The sequence below is a fragment of the Oscillibacter sp. MSJ-31 genome, from assembly GCF_018918025.1.
GTDB lineage: Bacteria > Bacillota > Clostridia > Oscillospirales > Oscillospiraceae > Hominicoprocola.
On record NZ_JAHLPT010000001.1, the window covers coordinates 91,245 to 109,268 of the forward strand.

The following is an 18,024-nucleotide window of genomic DNA, read 5'->3' on the forward strand; positions in this document are numbered from 1 at the left end:
GGAGAACCTATGACCCAGATAGCAACGGTTGAAAAAATATTGCGCGGCGGCAGGGCGGAGATCTCCGTTCCCCGCAAGTCCGCCTGCGGACACGACTGCGAGAGCTGCTCGGGCTGCGGGATGCAGGGCTCGTCCACCCATGCGGTGGCGCTCAATCCCATCGGCGCGCAGGCGGGACAGAAGGTCGTGGTCGAGAGCAGCAACAAGCGGCTCTATGGCGTGATGCTGCTGGTCTACGCGGTGCCCATCGTGTTGTTTCTGATCGGCTACTTTGCCTCCTACGCGCTGACCTCTGAAAGCCTGCGCTATGCCATCGCCATTGCGGCGTTCTGCCTCGGCATCGTGCCGGCGATCCTCTACGATCGCAAGCTGAAGCGTGAGGGCGGGCTGGCGTTCACCATCATACGAACCCTGTAGCGCAGATATGTTCGGCTACGTTCTGCCCTCGCGGGATCGGCTCGACGAGCGGGAACGCGAGCGCTTCCGCGCCGTCTACTGCGGACTGTGCCACACGCTCCGGGAGCGCTACGGCTTTGCCGCGAGCCTCCTGCTCAACTACGATTTCACCCTTTTAGCCATTCTGCTCTCAAGCGGAGACGAGGAGTCCTGCACCGTGCGGCGCTGCGCCGTGCATCCCTGTAAGGGCTGCCGCGCACAGACAAGCACGCCGGCGCTCGAGGCCGCGGCGGACCGGACCGTGATCCTCTCCTGGTGGCAGCTGCGGGATCACATCGCCGACCACGGCTTTTGGAGCGGACTTAAATACCGCTTTGCTTCGCTCTTTCTGCGCGGTGCTTACCGCAGGGCAGGGGAGCGGCTGCCGCGCTTCGACGCGGCGGTGCGGCTGCATCTCCAAGCGCTCGCGGCGCTGGAGGATGCGCGCTGCGCCTCTATTGATATGGCGGCAGAGCCCTTCGCGGCGCTGATGGCGGACGCGGCGGCAGACCTCACGGACGAGAAGCGCCGGCGCATCCTCGGTCAGATCCTATATCAGCTCGGCCGCTGGATCTACCTCATCGACGCGGCGGACGACCTGAAAAAGGATACCGAAAGTGGGAATTATAACCCACTGCTTTACCGTTATCATACGGAAAACGGCGTTCTCGGCGACGCGGACAGGCTCGCGCTGGCCGAAACGCTGGACGCCTCCATCGAGCGCATGGCGAGCGCCTACGCACTTTACGACTACGGCGTATGGACGCCGATCCTGGACAGTATATTTTATGAGAGCCTTTACGGCATCGGCAAAGCCGTTTTGGACGGGACCTACCGCCGCCGCACGCGGACGCGGTACGGTGAACGCAAGAAGAAAAGCAACGAGGAAGCACTATGAACGACCCCTACAAAGTATTGAACATCTCGCCCTCCGCATCGGACGAGGAGGTAAAGAAGGCCTATCGTGACCTTGCGCGGAAGTATCATCCCGACAATTATCACGATAACCCGCTTGCCGATCTCGCGCAGGAGAAGATGAAGGAGATCAACGAGGCCTACGAGCAGATCCAGAAGCAGCGCAGGGCGGGCAGCGGCTACGGTGCGCCGCGGCAGAGCTACTACGGCACGACGAGCAACGGCTATTCCAGCGCCGACCCGACCATGCAGCAGATCCGTCTCGCCATCGCCCGCGGCGACATTTCGCAGGCGGAGCGCCTGCTGAACGCGGTCAGCGACCACAATGCCGAGTGGAGCTTCCTCATGGGCAACGTCTGCTACCGCCGCGGCTGGCTGGACGAGGCAAAGCGCTATTTCGAGACGGCCTGCCGGATGGACCCGGAGAATCCCGAGTACCGGCAGGCGCTCGCGGCCTTCAACAACCGCGGCTACCGTCCGCAGGGCTATCAGACCGTTTCCACGAGCTGCGGCAACGACGCCTGCTCGAACTGGTGCCTCGCGGCACTGTGCTGCAATCTTCTCGGCGGCGGAGGCTACTTCTGCCTGCCGTGTATGTTCTGATTTGAATGAGGAGGAGATCACATTGGTCAAAAGCATGACGGGCTACGGAAGAGCCCGCGAAACGCGCAGCGGCCGCGATATCACCGTCGAGGTCCGCTCGGTCAATAACCGCTATCTTGACTGCGCCGTCAAGATGCCGCGCGCCTACATCTTCGCCGAGGACGCCGTGAAGGCGCGGGTGCAGAAGGCCGTCTCGCGCGGCAAGGTAGACGTGTTCATCACCATCGACACCTCGGCGGCGGACGAGGCGGTCGTCAAGCTCAACCGCCCGCTTGCGCAGGGCTACTACAAGGCGCTGTGCGAGATCAACGAGGCCTGCGGTCTTGAGAGCGAGATCACCGCGTCGACCATCGCCCGCTTTCCCGACGTCCTGACCGTCACCAAGGCGGAGGAGGACCTGGAGAGCGTCGCCGCCGACCTCTGCGCCGTGCTCGATGACGCGCTTGCCGCGTACAATCGGATGCGCGCGACCGAGGGCGAGCGTCTTGCCGCCGACATTGGCAGCCGGCTCGATACCATCGAGCACATCACCGGCATGGTCGAGGAGCGCTCGCCGCAGACCGTTGCGGAGTACCGCGCGCGCCTGACCGCCAAGATGGAGGAGGTCCTGCAATCGACCACCATCGACGAGGCCCGCATTCTCACCGAGGCCGCCATCTTTGCCGATAAGATCGCCGTCGACGAGGAGACCGTCCGCCTGCGCTCCCACGTTTCCCAACTGCGTACCATGCTCGTCTCCGACGAGCCGATGGGCCGCAAGATGGACTTCCTCATTCAGGAGGTCAACCGCGAGAGCAATACCATCGGCTCCAAGTGCAACGATATTACCATCGCGCGCGATGTGGTCGCCCTGAAGGCGGAGGTCGAAAAGATCCGCGAGCAGGTGCAGAACATCGAGTGAGGAGGGGACGATGAAGCTCATCAACATCGGCTTCGGCAATCTGGTCTCCGCCGAGCGTGTGCTGGCCATCGTCAGCCCCGACTCCGCGCCGATCAAGCGCCTCATTCAGGAGTCGCGCGAGCGCGGTATGCTGATCGACGCGACCTACGGCCGAAAGACCGCGTCCGTTTTCGTGATGGACAGCGACCATGTGGTGCTCAGCGCCATCGCGGCGGAGAAGCTCGCGCAGCGGCTCGGCCTTGAAATTTTGGGAGGATTGGAAGAAAACGAATGAAAACAGGGAAGACCTTTATCATCTCCGGCCCCTCCGGCGTCGGCAAGAGTACTGTGCTCCGTGAGCTGCTGCGGGACCGCGACGACCTCTATTTTTCGATCTCCGCCACAACGCGCACGCCGCGTGAGGGGGAGGTCAACGGCGTGCACTATCATTTCATCAATGTCGATCAATTCCGTGAAATGATCCAGGAGGATGAATTCCTTGAGTATGCCGAGTATGTCGGCAACTTCTACGGCACGCCCAAGCGCTATGTGGACGAAGCCATGGCGCAGGGGAAGGACGTTATCCTCGATATCGAGGTGCAGGGCGCCCTGCAGGTCATCGGCAAGCGGCCCGATACCGTGCGCATCTTCATCGCCCCTCCCTCGTGGGACGCGCTGGAGCAGCGCCTGACCGGACGCGGGACGGACAGCCCCGAGAAGATCCAGAAGCGCCTTGTCCGCGCCAAGGTCGAGCTTCAGACCGCCGACACCTACGATTACTTTGTCATCAACGACACGGTGGAAAATGCCGTGCGCGAGATCAACGCCATCATGCTCGCCGAGCATTGCCGCCCGAGCGAGCGCATGGAGATATTGCAGTAAGATATCTAATTTAATTTATCAATCATGCCGCGCCGCGGCGAAAGGAAGTATACGACTATGATGCTCTATCCCGCTATGAACACCCTCACCAAGAATGTCCCCAACCGTTACCTGCTGGTCAACGTGGTCGCGCGCCGCGCCCGTCAGATCGCGGAGGACGCCGAGCTGGAGGGGATCCACCTGACCGAAAAGCCCGTTACCGAAGCCATCAATGAGGTCGCCGACGGCGAGATCACCGCGGCGGACATTGATACGCACATCAATAAGTAAGAACGAACGATTCGCCGGAGAGGGGGAGAAGCATGGAACAGCAGATCGCAAGGATCGCCCTCTCTGGCGTACCCTACAGTGCGGACAAGCTGTATTCCTACCTCGTCCCGCCCGAGCTGGCTGACGCCTGCCGCGCGGGCGTTCGTGTGAGTGTACCGTTTGGCCGCGGCAACCGCCGCACCGAGGGCTTCGTGCTCGAAACGCTGTGCGAAGCGGCGGACAAGCCGCTCAAGCCGGTCTTTACCGTGCTGGACGAGCAGCCGCTGCTCGACACGTCCCTGCTGCGCCTTGCCAAATGGATGAAGGCGCGCTATTTCTGCACGGTCTACGACGCGCTCAAGACCATTCTGCCCGCGGGCATCTGGTTCCGCTACCGCGAGACCTACCGCTTAGCAGACGGTGTACAGGAGAGCGACTTGTCAGCACTTGCCGCGGCGAACCGAACGGATAAGCTGCTGCTTGAGGCCATCACCGCCCGCGGCGAGCTGGAGCGCAGCGAGCTCGAGGAGCTCGGCGGCGCACAGACGATGAAGCGGCTCAAGCTCCTGTGCGAGCAGGGCGTGCTGTACTCCGAGACGACGGCCATCCGGCAGATCAGCGACAAGTCGGTGCGTATGGTGAGCCTTGCCGTGAGCGCGGAGGACGCGCTCGCCGCGGTCGAGCCAAAACGCCGCAGCGCGCCGCTGCGCTATGCGGCGGTCGAAATGCTCTGCGCGCAGGGCACGCTCTCCTCGTCGGATATCTGCTACTATACCGGCGCGTCGCTGCAAACGCTGCGCGGGCTGGAAAAGGCGGGCATCGTTTCATTTGCCAAGCAGGAGGTCCTGCGTGTCAGCAGGCATGAGCCCGTTGAGATGGCCCTGCCCATCGTGCTCAACGACGAGCAGCAGCAAGCCTTTGACGGACTGCTGCCGCTCATTGCCCGCCGCGAGGCGGGAGCGGCGCTGCTGCATGGCGTGACCGCCAGCGGCAAGACGCAGGTGTATATCCGCCTCATTGAGGAAGCTCTGGCGATGGGCCGCACGGCGATGCTGCTCGTGCCGGAGATCGCGCTCACGCCGCAGATGATGGCGAAATTTACCGCCTATTTCGGCGAGAACGTCGCCATGCTCCACAGCGGTCTCCAGCTGACGGAGCGCTACGACCAGTGGAAGCGCATCCGCCGCGGCGACGTGCGGGTCGTGCTCGGCACGCGCAGCGCGGTGTTTGCGCCACTGCCGGATCTCGGACTTATCATCATGGATGAGGAGCAGGAGCCGACCTACTGCTCGGAAAACCCGCCGCGCTACCATACGCGCGATGTCGCGCAGTTCCGCTGCGCGCAGAGCGGCGCGCTGCTGCTGCTCGGCTCGGCGACGCCGACGGTCGAGACGATGTATTACGCGCGGGAAGGGCGCTATCAAGTTTTCCCGCTTTACAGACGCTACAATGAAAAAGCGCTCCCCGAGGTGTTCATCGCCGATTTGCGCGACGAGCTTCGCGCGGGGAACGAGACCGCCGTCAGCGAGCCGCTCCGCTCCGCGCTGGAGGAAAATCTCGCGCGCGGCGAGCAGAGCATTCTCTTTCTCAACCGCCGCGGCAACAGCCGGATGCTGCTGTGCGGTGAGTGCGGCGAGGTGCCCGAGTGTCCGCGCTGCAGCGTTCCGATGACCTATCACAGTGCGAACGGACGGCTGATGTGCCACTATTGCGGTCACAGCGAGCCGGCCTATGACCGCTGCCCGCAATGCGGCGGCATCATGAAGCACATCGGCACCGGTACGCAGAAGGTCGAGGAGGAGCTGCACGCTCTGTTCCCCGGAGAGAAGGTCCTGCGTATGGACACCGACACGGTCGGCGCGTCGCATGGGCACGAAAAGCTCCTGCGGCAGTTTGAAGAAGAAAAGATCCCGATCCTGCTCGGCACCCAGATGGTCGCCAAGGGCCTGGATTTTGAGAACGTCACGCTGGTCGGCGTCCTCTGCGCCGACGCCTCGCTCTATATCGACAACTACCGTGCGCCGGAGCGCACCTTCAGCCTGCTCTCGCAGGTCGTGGGCCGCGCGGGCCGCGGCAGCAAGCAGGGCAGAGCGATCATTCAGACCTTCACGCCGGAAAACGAGGTCATCCGCGCGGCGGCCGCACAGGATTACGACGCGTTCTACGAAAGCGAGATCCGGATGCGGCGCCTGCGCCGCTATCCGCCGTTCGCCGACCTCTTCTCCTTTACCGTGACCGGGGCGGACGAGAGCCGCGTCATCCGCGCGGCAAAGGCGCTGCGCGACGCGCTTGGCTACGCCGTCGAACGGCGCGAGGAGCTCAAGCCGCTGAGCATCGAGGTGCTCGGTCCTGCCGGGGCGAGCGTGGTGAAGGTCAACAACCGCTACCGCTACCGTGTTTTTCTCGTCGGCAAGGGCTGTCCGGCGCTGCGCCGTCTGGTGGCGGAATATCTCTATGCGTTTTATCAACACAAGGAAAACCGCGGTCTCGACATTTTTGCCGACTGCAATGCGATACAATAGGAGGAACTGCTATGGCCATTCGTGAGATCAGAAAAAAGGGCGACCCGTGTTTGGAGAAGGTCTGCCACCCGGTGACGGAATTCAATGAGCGTCTGCACCTGCTGCTGGACGATATGCGTGAAACGCTGGAGGAGTCCGGCGGCGTCGGGCTTGCCGCGCCGCAGGTCGGCATCCTGCGCCGCGTGTGCATCGTGGAGGACAGCGAAGGCGAGATCATCGAGCTCGTGAACCCCGAGATCGTCAAGGCTGAGGGCGAGCAGACCGGCCTGGAGGGCTGCCTGAGCCTGCCCGGACGCTGGGGCATTGTCACCCGTCCCTACACCGTGCGCGTGCGCGCGCAGGACCGCGACGGCGCGACCTTCGAGGTCGAGGATGAAGACATCACCGCCCGCTGCTTCTGCCACGAGATCGAGCATCTGGACGGACACCTGTTCAGCGAGCACTGCGACCGCCTGCTCACCGACGAGGAGCTGGAGCAGTATCTCAAGGAGCACGAGGACGAGTACGAAAGGGAAGACGACGAATGAGGATCGTATTCATGGGAACGCCCGACTTTGCAGTCGCGTCGCTCCGCCGTCTGGTGGAGGACGGGCATGAGGTCGTCGGCGTATTCACCCAGCCGGACAAGCCCAAAAACCGCGGCATGAAGCTGACCTTCTCACCTGTGAAGGAATATGCCTTAACACAAGACCTGCCGGTCTATCAGCCGCTCAAAATGCGCGACGGGGAAGCGCTCGGCATATTGCGGGAGCTTGCGCCCGAGCTGATCGTGGTCGCGGCCTACGGAAAGATCCTGCCGCAGGAGATCCTGGACCTGCCGCAATACGGCTGCATCAACGTTCACTCCTCGCTTCTGCCGAAGTATCGCGGCGCCGCGCCCATCAACTGGGCGATCCTGAACGGCGAGCGCATTACCGGCGTTTCCATCATGTATATGGTCGCGGCGCTCGACGCGGGCGATGTCATCCGCACGGTCTCGACCGAGATTGGTGAGCATGAGGATGCCGCGGCGCTGACAGAGCGCCTTGCTGAGCTCGGCGCGCAGGCGCTGAGCGAGGCGATCCCGACGCTTGCGGACGGCACGGCAAAGCGCACCCCGCAGGACGAGTCGGCATTCACCTATGCGCCCATGCTCGACCGCTCGCTTTCGCCCATCGACTGGACGAGGAGCGCGCGGGAGATCGACTGTCAGGTGCGCGGTCTCATTCCGTGGCCCTGTGCCGCGACGAGTGTGGACGGGAAGAGCGTCAAGGTCTACGAGACCCTTTCCGGGGAAATGACCGCCGACGCGCCCGGCACGATGCACGCGGTCAAGCGCGGCCTTTCCGTTGCCTGCGGCGACGGCAGGAGCCTCATCATCACACAGCTTCAGGCGGAGGGCGGCAAGCGCATGGCGGCTGCCGACTATCTGCGCGGTCACCCGCTCAAAACAAACGGCTAAAGGGGAGAGCTTATGCCTTACTATTCTTACGGCTACGGTTACGATTCGGCCAACCTGATCTACCTCATTCTGCTGGTCCCAGTCCTGCTGCTGTCGCTCTATGCGCAGGCGGCGGTCAGCGGCAATTTCTCGCGTTACAGTAAGGTGACGAATCGCCGCGGACTGACCGGCGCGCAGGCGGCGGCCAGTGTGCTGCGCGCGCACGGCATCACAGACGTCGGCATTGCCCGCTGCTCAGGCAAGCTGACCGACCACTACGATCCGCGCAATAACACCATCTTTCTCTCCGACTCCGTTTACGATGCCGCCACGGTCGCGGCGGTCGGCGTTGCCGCGCATGAGGCGGGGCACGCGGTGCAGTACGCCGTGGGCTACGGTCCCGTCAAGCTGCGCAGCGCCATCGTGAAGACGACGCAGCTCAGCTCGCAGGCCTCGTTCATCATTCTGATGCTCGGCCTCGTGCTCTACAGTCAGCCGATTCTGCTGCTCGGCATTGTCCTCTTTGGCGTGGTCGCGTTCTTCCAGCTCGTCACGCTGCCGGTGGAGTTCAACGCCTCCCACCGCGCGCTCGAAACGCTGGAGGGGGAGCATATCCTGGAGGACGAGGAGATGGCCGGTGCGCGAAAGGTGCTCCGCGCCGCGGCGCTGACCTATGTCGCTGCGCTGCTCTCATCGCTTTTGCAGCTCCTGCGCTACGTTTTGATCTTCCTCAACCGCTCCGGGAATCGCCGCGGAGGGCGCCGATGAGAGTCGACCGTGCAAGAGAAGCGGCGCTGGACGCGTTGGCGGCCTGCCGCCGGAACGGCGCGTGGATCGATGGCGCGCTCAAGCAGGTGCTCAAGCGGGACGGGCTTTCCGGCCGCGATGCAGCCTTTGCCAGCCGCATTGCCTACGGCGTGATGCAAAGCCGCATTTACCTTGATCGCTGTCTGGCGCGCTGCCTGACGCAGAGGCCCGAAAAGCTCGAGCCGCTGCTGCTGGATATTCTCCGCGTCGGTGCGTATCAGATCCTTCTCATGGATAAGGTGCCAGTCAACGCCGCCGTGAATGAGGCGGTGGAGATGGCGAAGGCGCACAAGCTATCCCGCGCGGCGGGACTGGTGAACGCGGTGCTGCGCAATGTGGACCGCAGAAGGGGAGAGCCGCTTGCCTTTGCGGACGAGCTTGAAGCGCTCTCCGTACAGACGAGCCACCCGCGTGCGCTCGTCGAGCGCATGGTCGGCCTGCTCGGCGCGGAGGAGGCGGAAGCCTTTCTCCGCGCGGACAATGAGCCGGTTCCGACCACCATTCAGACCAACACGCTCAAAACGACCGCGAAGCAGCTTCGCGCCTCGCTGGAGGATGAGGGCGTAACCGTGGAGCCGCACCCTTGGCTCGCGGACTGCTTCACCGTTTCCGGCACCGGCGATCTGGAAGGTCTGCGCGCGTGGCGCGAGGGCTGGTTCACGGTGCAGGATGCCGCGGCGAAGCTGACGGCTTTGGCTGCCGCGCCAAAGGCGGGGAGCTTTGTCATCGACACCTGCGCCGCCCCCGGCGGGAAGTCCTTCGCCATGGCGATGTGCATGGAAGGGAAAGGACACATTCTCTCCTGCGATGTGGAGGAGCACAAGCTGCGGCTCATGGAGGCCGGTGCGGAGCGGCTGGGGATCGAGTGCATGGAGGTCCGCTTGGCCGATGGCCGTGTCTGCGATGAAGAGCTTGCGGAGAAGGCGGACATCGTCGTCTGCGACGTGCCGTGCTCCGGACTCGGCATCATCCGCAAGAAGCCGGATATCCGCTATAAGGACATGGCTTCGCTCGCGGGTCTGCCCGCGATCCAAAGCGCCATTCTGGACAATGCCTCACGCTATGTCCGGCGCGGCGGGACGCTCGTTTACTCCACCTGCACGGTGCTTCCCGAGGAAAACGAGCGGGTGACGGATGCGTTTCTCCGCGCGCACCCGGACTTTACTTACGATGTCTTTGCGCTGCCCGCCCCCATCGGCACAGTTGAGGGACACATCACGCTCTGGCCGCAGCGCCAAGGGACGGACGGCTTTTACATCTGCCGCATGACGCGCAAGGAATGAGGATGACGATGACCGATATCAAATCCATGACACAAGAGGAGATCACCGACGCGCTGCGCGCGATGGGCGAGCCTGCCTTCCGCGGCAAGCAGGTGTTCTCCTGGCTCCATAAGGGTGCGACCGACTTTGCGGAGATGAACAACCTCTCCAAGCCCCTGCGAGAAAAGCTCGGCAAGGAGTTTACCATTACAGCGCCGACCGTCGCCCGCAAGCAGGTTTCCCGGCTCGACGGCACCGTTAAATACCTCTGGGAGCTGCGCGACGGCAACTGCATCGAGACGGTGCTCATGAGCTATCACCACGGCAACACCGTCTGCATCTCCTCGCAGGTCGGCTGCCGGATGGGCTGCAAATTCTGCGCCTCCACCATAGCTGGCAAGGTAAGAGACTTAACACCTTCGGAGATGCTTGACCAGGTGCTCTTTACCCAGCTGGATTCGGAAAAGGACATCTCCAACATCGTTCTCATGGGCATCGGCGAGCCGCTGGACAACCGCGCGAACGTGCTGCGCTTTCTGCAGCTTGTGAACCACCCGGAGGGGCTGAACATCGGAATGCGCCACATCTCGCTTTCCACCTGCGGCGTCGTACCCGGCATCGACGCGCTTGCGGAGGAAAACCTGCAGCTCACGCTTTCCGTTTCGCTCCACGCGCCGGACAGCGCGACGCGCAGCCGCATCATGCCGGTCAACAACGCCTACGACGTGGAGGAGCTGTTCGCCGCCTGCCACCGCTATTTTAAGAAAACCGGCCGCCGCATTTCGTTTGAGTACGCGATGATCGACGGCGTGAACGACCACGACTGGCAGGCCGACCTGCTCACCGAGCGCATCCGCGGGATGCCGGGGCACGTCAATCTGATCCCGCTCAACGACGTGGTCGAAAGCGAGTTCAAGCCCAGCCGCCGCGTCGCGGCGTTTCAGAAGCGGTTGGAGTCCCACGGCCTGACGGCGACGGTGCGCCGCAGTCTCGGCGGGGATATCGATGCCTCCTGCGGCCAGCTGCGCCGCAAGGAGATGGAGGCAAAGGAGAGAGGACAATGAAAGCCTGCGGCATCACGGACGTTGGACTGCAGCGTCACGAAAATCAGGATACCTTTGCCGTGGAGCGCGGCGTGGCGGACGGTCAGCTCATTGCGGTCGTGTGCGACGGCATGGGCGGCGAGAACTGCGGGCAGATCGCCAGCAGCCTTGCAGTCCGCGCCTTTCTCGACGAGCTTCACGCGGTCCTGCGCGCGGATATGACGACGGAGCAGCTGCGCGAAGCGGTGTCGTTCTGCGTTTCCAAAGCAAACGCTGCCGTCAACCGCCACGCGCAGGAGCATACGGAGTGTCACGGCATGGGGACAACGCTCGTCTCCGCCGTGACGAACGGCTCCGGCGCGGTCATCTGCAACGTCGGCGACAGCCGTGCCTACCGCGTCGGCGCGGAGAGGCTCGAGCGCATCACGCGCGATCATTCGGTGGTCGAGGGCTTGATCGAAAGCGGCAATATCACCGCCGAGCAGGCGCGCACACACCCCAACCGCAACCTCATCACCCGTGCGCTCGGCCCCGAGGAGCATATCGAGTGCGACGTGTATGATGTGACGCTCGGCGCGGACGAGCGGCTGCTGCTCTGCTCGGACGGGCTGGTCGTCACCGCCACGGACGAGGAGATGTATGAGGCGGTCGCCCGGGGCGAAAAGCCGGCGGAGAGCCTTGAGCACCTGCTCGAGCTTTCCAAACAGCGCGGCGCGCCGGATAACGTTACCGCTGTGCTGCTCTATCACGAGTGAGAAAGGAGGGCGCATAGATGGATCAAATGATCGGCAGAATGCTGGACAACCGCTATGAGCTGCTTGAGCTGATCGGCAGCGGCGGCATGGCAATGGTCTATAAGGCCAAGTGCCACCGGCTCAACCGCCTTGTGGCGGTCAAGGTATTGAAAAGCGATTTCGCGAGCGATGCGGATTTCCGCCGCCGCTTCTACGATGAATCCCAGGCCATCGCGATGCTCTCCCACCCGAACATCGTTTCGGTCTATGACGTATCGCGCTCCTCGCCGGAGTACATCGTCATGGAGCTCATCGACGGCATCACACTCAAGCAGTATATGGAGCGGCGCGGGCGTCTGAACTGGCGCGAGTCGCTGCATTTCATCACACAGATTATGAAGGGGCTGAGCCACGCGCATTCGCGCGGCATCGTCCACCGCGACATCAAGCCGCAGAACATCATGGTGCTGCGCGACGGCAGTGTCAAGGTCACGGACTTCGGCATCGCCTGTCTTTCCAACTCCGCCAACACCATGACGCAGGAGGCGCTCGGCTCCGTCCACTACATCTCGCCCGAGCAGGCGAAGGGCAACCGCCCCGACGCGCGCTCGGACATCTACTCCGCCGGCGTCGTGCTCTATGAGATGCTCACGGGCCGCCTGCCCTTTGAGGGCGACAGCGCCGTGTCCGTCGCGATCCAGCATTTAAGCAGCGTGCCGCTCTCCCCGCGGGAGATCGACCCCGACGTGCCCGAGGCGCTGGAAAAGATCTGCATGAAGGCGATGGCCTCGGACATCGACCGCCGCTATCCGACGGCGGATGCCATGCTTGCCGACCTGGAGGAGTTCCGCAAGAACCCCGACGTAGACCTTGATTTCAGCATCGAGGACCTGCGCCGCCCCGATACCGACGAGCCGACGCAGTATATCCCCGCCGTGCAGGCAGTCACGCCGAAGCGGGAGGAGCCGCAGGAGGACGAGCCGGTCGACGAGAAAAAAACGCAGAAAATGCTTCTGCTGGCCGGCGGCATCGCGCTGGCCGCGGTGATCGTGTTCGCTCTGTGGAACGTCATCATGGGCAGCTTCCGAAAGGAGCCTGTGCAGACGGAGTTCACCGTGCCGAATCTTCTCGGCATGACCATTGAGGAGGCTGAGGCCGACGAGCGGGTGAAGGGCATCTTCACCATTACGGAGATGGGCAGCCGCGCGAGCAGCGAGTACGCGGAGGGTCAGATCGTTGATCAGACGCCTGCGGCCGACAACGTGGTGCGCAGCAACCGCGAGATCCAGGTCTTTGTCAGCACCGGCGAAAAGACCGAGCCGATGCCGAGCGTCACGGGACTGGAGTGGCGCAGCGCGAAGATCATACTTGACGACCTTGGGCTGGACCTGCAGTATAACTGGAAGGATGAGTATTCCGACTCCATCACCTCCGGCTGCGTGATCCGCACGGAGCCGGCAAAGGGAGAGCTGCTCCGACAGGGCGATGTACTGCTGCTTTACCGCAGCAAGGGTCCGGAGCCTCGGCCCGTCACCGTAGTCTCTTATCTCGGCTACGAACAGACGACGGCGGTGGAGGAGGCCGAGACGCTCGGCTTGAAGGTCACCGTGAAGCACGTTTACAGCGACGCGCTTGCGGGCACCGTCGTTGAGCAGAGCATCGCGCAGGATACGGTCGTCACCACCGGCGCCGAGATCGTGCTCACCGTCAGCGACGGGCCCGATCCTTCCGTTTCCGGCACAGAGGGGATCCCCCCGGAGGCGGCGTGAGAGGACGGATCAAAAAGGCTCTCAGCGGCTTTTACTATGTCGATACCGGCGAGGGGATCGTGACCTGCCGCGCGCGCGGGCGCTTCCGTAAGGAGGGCGTTTCGCCGCTTGTCGGCGACCGCGTGGAGATCACGGTATCCGGCACGGAGGGCATGGTCGACGCCATCGAGCCGCGGCGCAATGTTTTTTCGCGTCCGGCGGTCGCCAACATCGACCAGCTCGTGATCGTGGCGTCGAACGCCATCCCGCAGACCGATCCGTATCTCATCGACCGCATGACCGCCATCGCTGCGCTGAAGGGCTGCGAAGTCCTGATCTGCATCAACAAATCGGACCTTGACCATGCCGACGAGCTGTGCGCCATCTATGAAAAGGCGGGGCTTCCGTTTCTGCTCACAAGCGCCGAAACGGGGGAGGGCATTGCCGAGCTGCGGGAGCGTATTTCCGGCAAGTTGTCTGCCTTTACAGGTAATTCCGGCGTTGGAAAATCGAGCCTGCTCAATGCGCTCGACCCATGCTTTTCCGTACAGGTCAGCGAGGTCAGTCAGGCGCTCGGACGCGGACGCCACACCACGCGCCATGTGGAGCTGTATACCCTCTCCGGCGGCGCGGAGATCATCGACACGCCCGGCTTTTCCTCCTTTGATACCGACGAGCTTGGGCTTGCGCTGAAGGAGCGGCTACCGGAGACCTTTTTGGACTTCGCGCCCTATCTGGACGGCTGCCGCTTCGCTGGCTGCAGCCACACGAAGGAAAAGGGCTGCGCCGTTCTGGAGGCCGTGCGTGCAGGGAAGCTCTCCGCCTCGCGGCACGCGAGCTATCTGCGGCTCTACAACGAGCTCAAGGACCTGCGGGAGTGGAGCAGCAAATGAAGAAGCGAAAGCGGCGGGAAATCCCGCCGCTTTTTCCACGCCCGCAGGGCACGGGACAACGCCGCGCGGTATATACTGTAGCATCAGGCGTGACGGGAAGGAGGTGCGGCCATGTGGGGCAGGAACTGGTGCTGTCTGGGCATCTGCGCGCTGGCGCTGGGACTGGCGATCTTCATCGTTGCCATTTTTCCGGTGGGCTTTCTGATGTTTCTGGTCGCGTTGCTTCTCGTCGTCTGCGGCTGGGGCTGTATCCGGAGGAGGTGAGCGGATTTGAAGATCGTGGTGTGGAAGTCGCCCAAGGCCCTGTGCGGTGTGCTGCGGCTGCTGTTCGGGATCAAAGACGGGCAGGAATAAAGCGGTCCTTTGGCGCATAGAGTGAAGCAAAACCGTGCCAAAGGAGAGGACTGCCATGGAGCTTGAACTGTGCAAAGAAACGTATTCCTGTTATGAGGCTCTGCCGCCGCTTGTGGAGACGCGCGAGCAGAGCACCGAGACCATCGTCCCCGATTACTGCCCCGACATCGCGCGCATCGTGGAGGGCAGCGGCTGCCTCTTCGTGCGCAGCCGCGAGATTGCGGACGGGCGCGTGAGCGTTTCCGGCTCGCTGCGCGTGACGCTTTTGTACATAGCCGACGGCAGCGGCGGGCTCAAGAGCTTTTCGTACACGCTTCCCATCGAGGAGACGCTGGACGGACGGCTGCGCGAGGGCTGCACCGAGGCGAGCGTGAGCGGCTGCGTCAGCGCGCTGGAGGTCCGCGCGCTCAATCCGCGCAAGATCATGACGCGCGCCGCTGTCGAGCTGACCGTTACGCCTTACTGCGCCGCGCAGCTCACGGCCTGCGGCGATGTGACGCAGCGGGCGGAAAACGGCATTGAGACGCTGTGCGAGACGCAGGAGGTCTCGATCATCAAGGCGCTGCGCAGCAAGGACTTCGTGTTCTCTGACGACCTCGTGCTCTCGAGCAGTAAGGAGCCTGCGGCGGAGCTGCTGCGCGAGAGCGCGTCCGTCCGCACGACGGAGTGCCGCCTGATCGGCGGCAAGATCATCCTCAAAGGCGTTGTCTGCGTGGAGGTCCTCTATCTCTCGGAGAGCGGGACCATCTGCAGCGCCGCTGCGGAGCTGCCCTTTTCCCAAATCGTCGAGGGCATCGAGGATGCGGACGAGAACACCTCTGCCGAGGCGATGCTGTGCCTGACCGGCGCGGAGCTGCGCATCGGCGGCGAGAGCGGCGACGCGCGCACCATCTCCGCAAAGCTCTTTCTGCACGCCTTTGTCGTGCTGCGCCAAAGTCTCTGCCTGCGCTGCATCACCGACCTTTACAGCACGAGCTGTGAGCTCTCCGCACAGATGCAGACGCTTGAGCTGTGCGGCGGCGTTGAGACCGTCACGCAGGAGCAGAACGTCCGCGAGCAGATCGAGACCGGCGTGGAGGTATCTGCGGTGCTGTGCGCCGAGGTCCATTTCGGCAGCGTCAGTCTGGTGCAGGAGGAGAGCACGGCAAACGTGCGCTGCACGGCGATCCTCCGTGTGCTCTATCTCGACGAGGGCGGCGCGCCGCTGATGGTCGAGCGCCGCACCGAGGTCGCCGTGCGCATTGCCGTCCCAGAGGGCTGTACCGCCGCCGTGCGATGCGTGACGGCCTGCGAGGTCAGCGCCGCCGCGACGGCGGGCGGCATCGAGGTGCGCTTCCCGGCGCTCTTTACCCTCGAATGTACCAGCCGCTGCCGCTGCGCCTGCCTGTGCGCGCTCAAGGCGGAGCCGCAGCAGGAGAGCGGCGGCAGGCAGCCGACGCTCGTGCTGCGCGCCATGGGCGCGCAGGAACGGCTCTGGGATCTCGCCAAGGCCTACCGCACGACGGTTGCCGAGATCCTCACCGCCAACGAGCTTTCCGCCGAGGCTGACGCGCCGGGCGGCGAGATGCTGCTCATTCCGTGTCGCCGCTGAATATTTCCCGGGAAAAGAGCCGTGAGGCTCTTTTTCTTTTTTGGCTTGTCATACCCCGCGCGGAGCGCTCATATAGTGAAGCAAGAACGGTGAGGATTCGGAGGAGATCGCTATGACCACAAATACCGGCATCTATCAGGACATCGCCACGCGCACGGCGGGCGACATCTATATCGGCGTCGTCGGCCCGGTGCGCGCCGGCAAATCGACCTTCATCAAGCGCTTCATGGAAACGCAGATCATCCCGAACATCGACAATGTCTACCGCCGCGAGCGCGCCAAGGATGAGCTGCCGCAGAGCGGCAGCGGCCGCACGGTGATGACCTCCGAGCCGAAGTTCGTGCCCGAGGAGGCCGTGGACATCGCGCTCGATGAGGGCGCGAGCTGCTCCGTGCGGCTCATCGACTGCGTGGGCTACATGGTCCCCGGCGCGGCGGGACAGCTCGACGGCGACAGTCCCCGCATGGTCACAACGCCGTGGGCCGACCATCCGGTCACGATGACGGAGGCGGCGGAGCTGGGCACGACGCGCGTGATCCGCGAGCATTCGACCATCGGCATCGTCATTACGACCGACGGCAGTATCACGGACATTCCGCGCGAGGACTACCTCGAGGCCGAGGGCCGCGTCATCCGTGAGCTGCAGGAGATCGGCAAGCCTTTTCTCGTGCTGCTCAACGCCGTTGACCCGAAATCAAGCAGAGTTCAGGCGATGGCAAGCGATATTGCTTCACACTATGGCGTGTGCTGTCTGCCGGTCAACTGCCTGGAGCTGGACGACGCGGCGGTGGGGGATATCCTCAAGGCGATTCTCTACGAGTTCCCGCTGACCGAGCTGGAGCTTCATATCCCGGCATGGGTTCTGGCGCTGCCCGCCGACCATGCCATCAAGCTCGGCCTTTACCGCAGCATCCGCGAGGGCGCCAAGGGACTGCACCGCATCCGCGAGGTCGCGCCCGCGGTGGACGCCATGTGCGCCTACGAGGGCATCAGCGGCGCAAAGGTCAACGCCATCTCGCTCGGCAGCGGCACCGCCAGCGCGGAGCTTCAGCTTCCGCGGGCGCTGTTCTATCAGACGCTCAGCGAGCAGTCCGGCTTTGATGTGGCGGACGACGGCGATCTCATGCGTCTGCTCACGGAGCTTTCCGCCGTCAAGGCGGACTACGACAAGGTATCCTCCGCCATTCGGGACGCCCGCGAAACGGGCTACGGCGTGGTCGTGCCGACGGTCGACGAGCTCATTTTGGAGGAGCCGGAGATCATGAAGCAGGGCGGCCGCTACGGTGTGCGGCTCAAGGCCAGCGCGCCGAGCATCCACATGATCCGCGCGAACATCGAAACGACCGTTTCGCCCATCGTCGGCAACGAAAAGCAGAGCGAGGACATGGTCAATTATCTGCTGCAGGAGTTTGAGGGCGACACGGCGAAGATCTGGCAGTCGAACATCTTCGGGCGCAGCTTTCACGAGATCGTCAGCGAGGACCTGCAGGCCAAGCTCAAGCGGATGCCGGACGACGCGCGCGCCAAGCTCCGCCAGACGCTCGAGCGCATCATCAACGAGGGCAGCGGCGGCCTCATCTGCATCATTCTCTGAAAATTGCGAAGAGAGGGGAGATACCCCTCTCTTTCTTACATTTTGTAACCAAAATGTTTCCGCTTTGTAACTTGCTTTTTCCTCCGCCGACT

The 18,024-nt window shown here is 63.4% G+C and carries 19 protein-coding genes; all 19 read left to right on the top strand.

Going from position 1 to position 18,024, the window contains the following annotated elements:
• The first annotated feature begins 9 nt into the window (after window positions 1-9).
• The 19 genes from KQI17_RS00325 (at window position 10) to spoIVA (ending at window position 17,932) form a co-directional block, all read left to right on the top strand.
• A complete protein-coding gene (locus KQI17_RS00325; RefSeq protein ID WP_216494231.1) occupies window positions 10-417 on the top strand; it encodes a SoxR reducing system RseC family protein in 408 nt (135 codons plus the stop codon).
• A gap of 7 nt (window positions 418-424) precedes the next feature.
• Window positions 425-1,333, top strand: a complete 909-nt coding sequence (locus KQI17_RS00330) for a DUF5685 family protein (protein WP_216494232.1) — start codon at window positions 425-427, stop codon at window positions 1,331-1,333.
• Window positions 1,330-1,953: a J domain-containing protein gene (locus tag KQI17_RS00335; protein WP_216494233.1), complete on the top strand. Its 624-nt coding sequence runs from the start codon at window positions 1,330-1,332 to the stop codon at window positions 1,951-1,953. The genes KQI17_RS00330 and KQI17_RS00335 overlap by 4 nt, the downstream gene beginning before the upstream one ends.
• A 22-nt stretch (window positions 1,954-1,975) precedes the next feature.
• Window positions 1,976-2,854 carry a YicC/YloC family endoribonuclease gene (locus KQI17_RS00340; protein ID WP_253285622.1) on the top strand — a complete coding sequence of 293 codons (879 nt, stop codon included), beginning with the start codon at window positions 1,976-1,978 and terminating at the stop codon, window positions 2,852-2,854.
• A 10-nt stretch (window positions 2,855-2,864) separates the two neighbouring features.
• Window positions 2,865-3,128: a DUF370 domain-containing protein gene (locus tag KQI17_RS00345; RefSeq protein WP_022019015.1), complete on the top strand. Its 264-nt coding sequence runs from the start codon at window positions 2,865-2,867 to the stop codon at window positions 3,126-3,128.
• On the top strand, window positions 3,125-3,715 hold the full coding sequence (gene gmk, locus KQI17_RS00350; protein ID WP_216494234.1) for a guanylate kinase: 591 nt from the start codon (window positions 3,125-3,127) through the stop codon (window positions 3,713-3,715). The genes KQI17_RS00345 and gmk overlap by 4 nt, the downstream gene beginning before the upstream one ends.
• Before the next feature lie 57 nt (window positions 3,716-3,772).
• Window positions 3,773-3,985: a DNA-directed RNA polymerase subunit omega gene (gene rpoZ / locus KQI17_RS00355; protein ID WP_216494235.1), complete on the top strand. Its 213-nt coding sequence runs from the start codon at window positions 3,773-3,775 to the stop codon at window positions 3,983-3,985.
• A 32-nt stretch (window positions 3,986-4,017) separates the two neighbouring features.
• The gene (priA, locus tag KQI17_RS00360) at window positions 4,018-6,486 is read left to right on the top strand and encodes a primosomal protein N' (RefSeq protein ID WP_216494236.1); all 2,469 of its coding nucleotides are present in this window, start codon (window positions 4,018-4,020) and stop codon (window positions 6,484-6,486) included.
• 11 nt (window positions 6,487-6,497) lie between these two features.
• Window positions 6,498-7,013, top strand: coding sequence for a peptide deformylase (def, locus tag KQI17_RS00365; protein ID WP_022019019.1), 516 nt, complete (start codon window positions 6,498-6,500; stop codon window positions 7,011-7,013).
• Window positions 7,010-7,927, top strand: coding sequence for a methionyl-tRNA formyltransferase (gene fmt, locus KQI17_RS00370; protein WP_216494237.1), 918 nt, complete (start codon window positions 7,010-7,012; stop codon window positions 7,925-7,927). Before def ends, fmt begins: the two co-directional genes overlap by 4 nt.
• A 12-nt stretch (window positions 7,928-7,939) precedes the next feature.
• Window positions 7,940-8,674, top strand: a complete 735-nt coding sequence (locus KQI17_RS00375; protein ID WP_216494238.1) for a zinc metallopeptidase — start codon at window positions 7,940-7,942, stop codon at window positions 8,672-8,674.
• Window positions 8,671-9,996 (top strand): 16S rRNA (cytosine(967)-C(5))-methyltransferase RsmB, encoded by a 1,326-nt coding sequence (gene rsmB, locus KQI17_RS00380; protein ID WP_216494239.1) that lies wholly within the window; start codon window positions 8,671-8,673, stop codon window positions 9,994-9,996. Before KQI17_RS00375 ends, rsmB begins: the two co-directional genes overlap by 4 nt.
• Window positions 9,997-10,004: 8 nt before the next feature.
• Entirely contained in the window at window positions 10,005-11,039 is a 1,035-nt protein-coding gene (rlmN, locus tag KQI17_RS00385) for a 23S rRNA (adenine(2503)-C(2))-methyltransferase RlmN (protein WP_216494240.1), read from the top strand.
• The gene (locus KQI17_RS00390) at window positions 11,036-11,773 is read left to right on the top strand and encodes a Stp1/IreP family PP2C-type Ser/Thr phosphatase (RefSeq protein WP_216494241.1); all 738 of its coding nucleotides are present in this window, start codon (window positions 11,036-11,038) and stop codon (window positions 11,771-11,773) included. Before rlmN ends, KQI17_RS00390 begins: the two co-directional genes overlap by 4 nt.
• A 17-nt stretch (window positions 11,774-11,790) precedes the next feature.
• A complete protein-coding gene (gene pknB / locus KQI17_RS00395) occupies window positions 11,791-13,521 on the top strand; it encodes a Stk1 family PASTA domain-containing Ser/Thr kinase (RefSeq protein ID WP_216494242.1) in 1,731 nt (576 codons plus the stop codon).
• Window positions 13,518-14,393, top strand: coding sequence for a ribosome small subunit-dependent GTPase A (gene rsgA / locus KQI17_RS00400; protein WP_216494243.1), 876 nt, complete (start codon window positions 13,518-13,520; stop codon window positions 14,391-14,393). The genes pknB and rsgA overlap by 4 nt, the downstream gene beginning before the upstream one ends.
• Before the next feature lie 111 nt (window positions 14,394-14,504).
• The gene (locus tag KQI17_RS00405) at window positions 14,505-14,657 is read left to right on the top strand and encodes a hypothetical protein (protein ID WP_022019027.1); all 153 of its coding nucleotides are present in this window, start codon (window positions 14,505-14,507) and stop codon (window positions 14,655-14,657) included.
• Window positions 14,658-14,802: 145 nt separating this feature from the next.
• Window positions 14,803-16,338 (top strand): DUF3794 domain-containing protein, encoded by a 1,536-nt coding sequence (locus KQI17_RS00410; RefSeq protein WP_216494244.1) that lies wholly within the window; start codon window positions 14,803-14,805, stop codon window positions 16,336-16,338.
• Between the two features lie 112 nt (window positions 16,339-16,450).
• On the top strand, window positions 16,451-17,932 hold the full coding sequence (gene spoIVA / locus KQI17_RS00415) for a stage IV sporulation protein A (protein WP_216494245.1): 1,482 nt from the start codon (window positions 16,451-16,453) through the stop codon (window positions 17,930-17,932).
• Window positions 17,933-18,024 lie beyond the last annotated feature (92 nt).

Bases quoted from the DNA above. Each gene is read 5' to 3' on its own strand.
- rpoZ (WP_216494235.1), top strand. From the start codon at position 3,773: ATGATGCTCTATCCCGCTATGAACACCCTCACCAAGAATGTCCCCAAC.
- KQI17_RS00345 (WP_022019015.1), top strand. From the start codon at position 2,865: ATGAAGCTCATCAACATCGGCTTCGGCAATCTGGTCTCCGCCGAGCGT.
- KQI17_RS00330 (WP_216494232.1), top strand. From the start codon at position 425: ATGTTCGGCTACGTTCTGCCCTCGCGGGATCGGCTCGACGAGCGGGAA.
- def (WP_022019019.1), top strand. From the start codon at position 6,498: ATGGCCATTCGTGAGATCAGAAAAAAGGGCGACCCGTGTTTGGAGAAG.
- KQI17_RS00325 (WP_216494231.1), top strand. From the start codon at position 10: ATGACCCAGATAGCAACGGTTGAAAAAATATTGCGCGGCGGCAGGGCG.
- gmk (WP_216494234.1), top strand. From the start codon at position 3,125: ATGAAAACAGGGAAGACCTTTATCATCTCCGGCCCCTCCGGCGTCGGC.
- KQI17_RS00390 (WP_216494241.1), top strand. From the start codon at position 11,036: ATGAAAGCCTGCGGCATCACGGACGTTGGACTGCAGCGTCACGAAAAT.
- fmt (WP_216494237.1), top strand. From the start codon at position 7,010: ATGAGGATCGTATTCATGGGAACGCCCGACTTTGCAGTCGCGTCGCTC.
- rlmN (WP_216494240.1), top strand. From the start codon at position 10,005: ATGACCGATATCAAATCCATGACACAAGAGGAGATCACCGACGCGCTG.
- spoIVA (WP_216494245.1), top strand. From the start codon at position 16,451: ATGACCACAAATACCGGCATCTATCAGGACATCGCCACGCGCACGGCG.
- KQI17_RS00335 (WP_216494233.1), top strand. From the start codon at position 1,330: ATGAACGACCCCTACAAAGTATTGAACATCTCGCCCTCCGCATCGGAC.
- KQI17_RS00405 (WP_022019027.1), top strand. From the start codon at position 14,505: ATGTGGGGCAGGAACTGGTGCTGTCTGGGCATCTGCGCGCTGGCGCTG.
- priA (WP_216494236.1), top strand. From the start codon at position 4,018: ATGGAACAGCAGATCGCAAGGATCGCCCTCTCTGGCGTACCCTACAGT.
- KQI17_RS00375 (WP_216494238.1), top strand. From the start codon at position 7,940: ATGCCTTACTATTCTTACGGCTACGGTTACGATTCGGCCAACCTGATC.
- KQI17_RS00410 (WP_216494244.1), top strand. From the start codon at position 14,803: ATGGAGCTTGAACTGTGCAAAGAAACGTATTCCTGTTATGAGGCTCTG.
- rsmB (WP_216494239.1), top strand. From the start codon at position 8,671: ATGAGAGTCGACCGTGCAAGAGAAGCGGCGCTGGACGCGTTGGCGGCC.
- pknB (WP_216494242.1), top strand. From the start codon at position 11,791: ATGGATCAAATGATCGGCAGAATGCTGGACAACCGCTATGAGCTGCTT.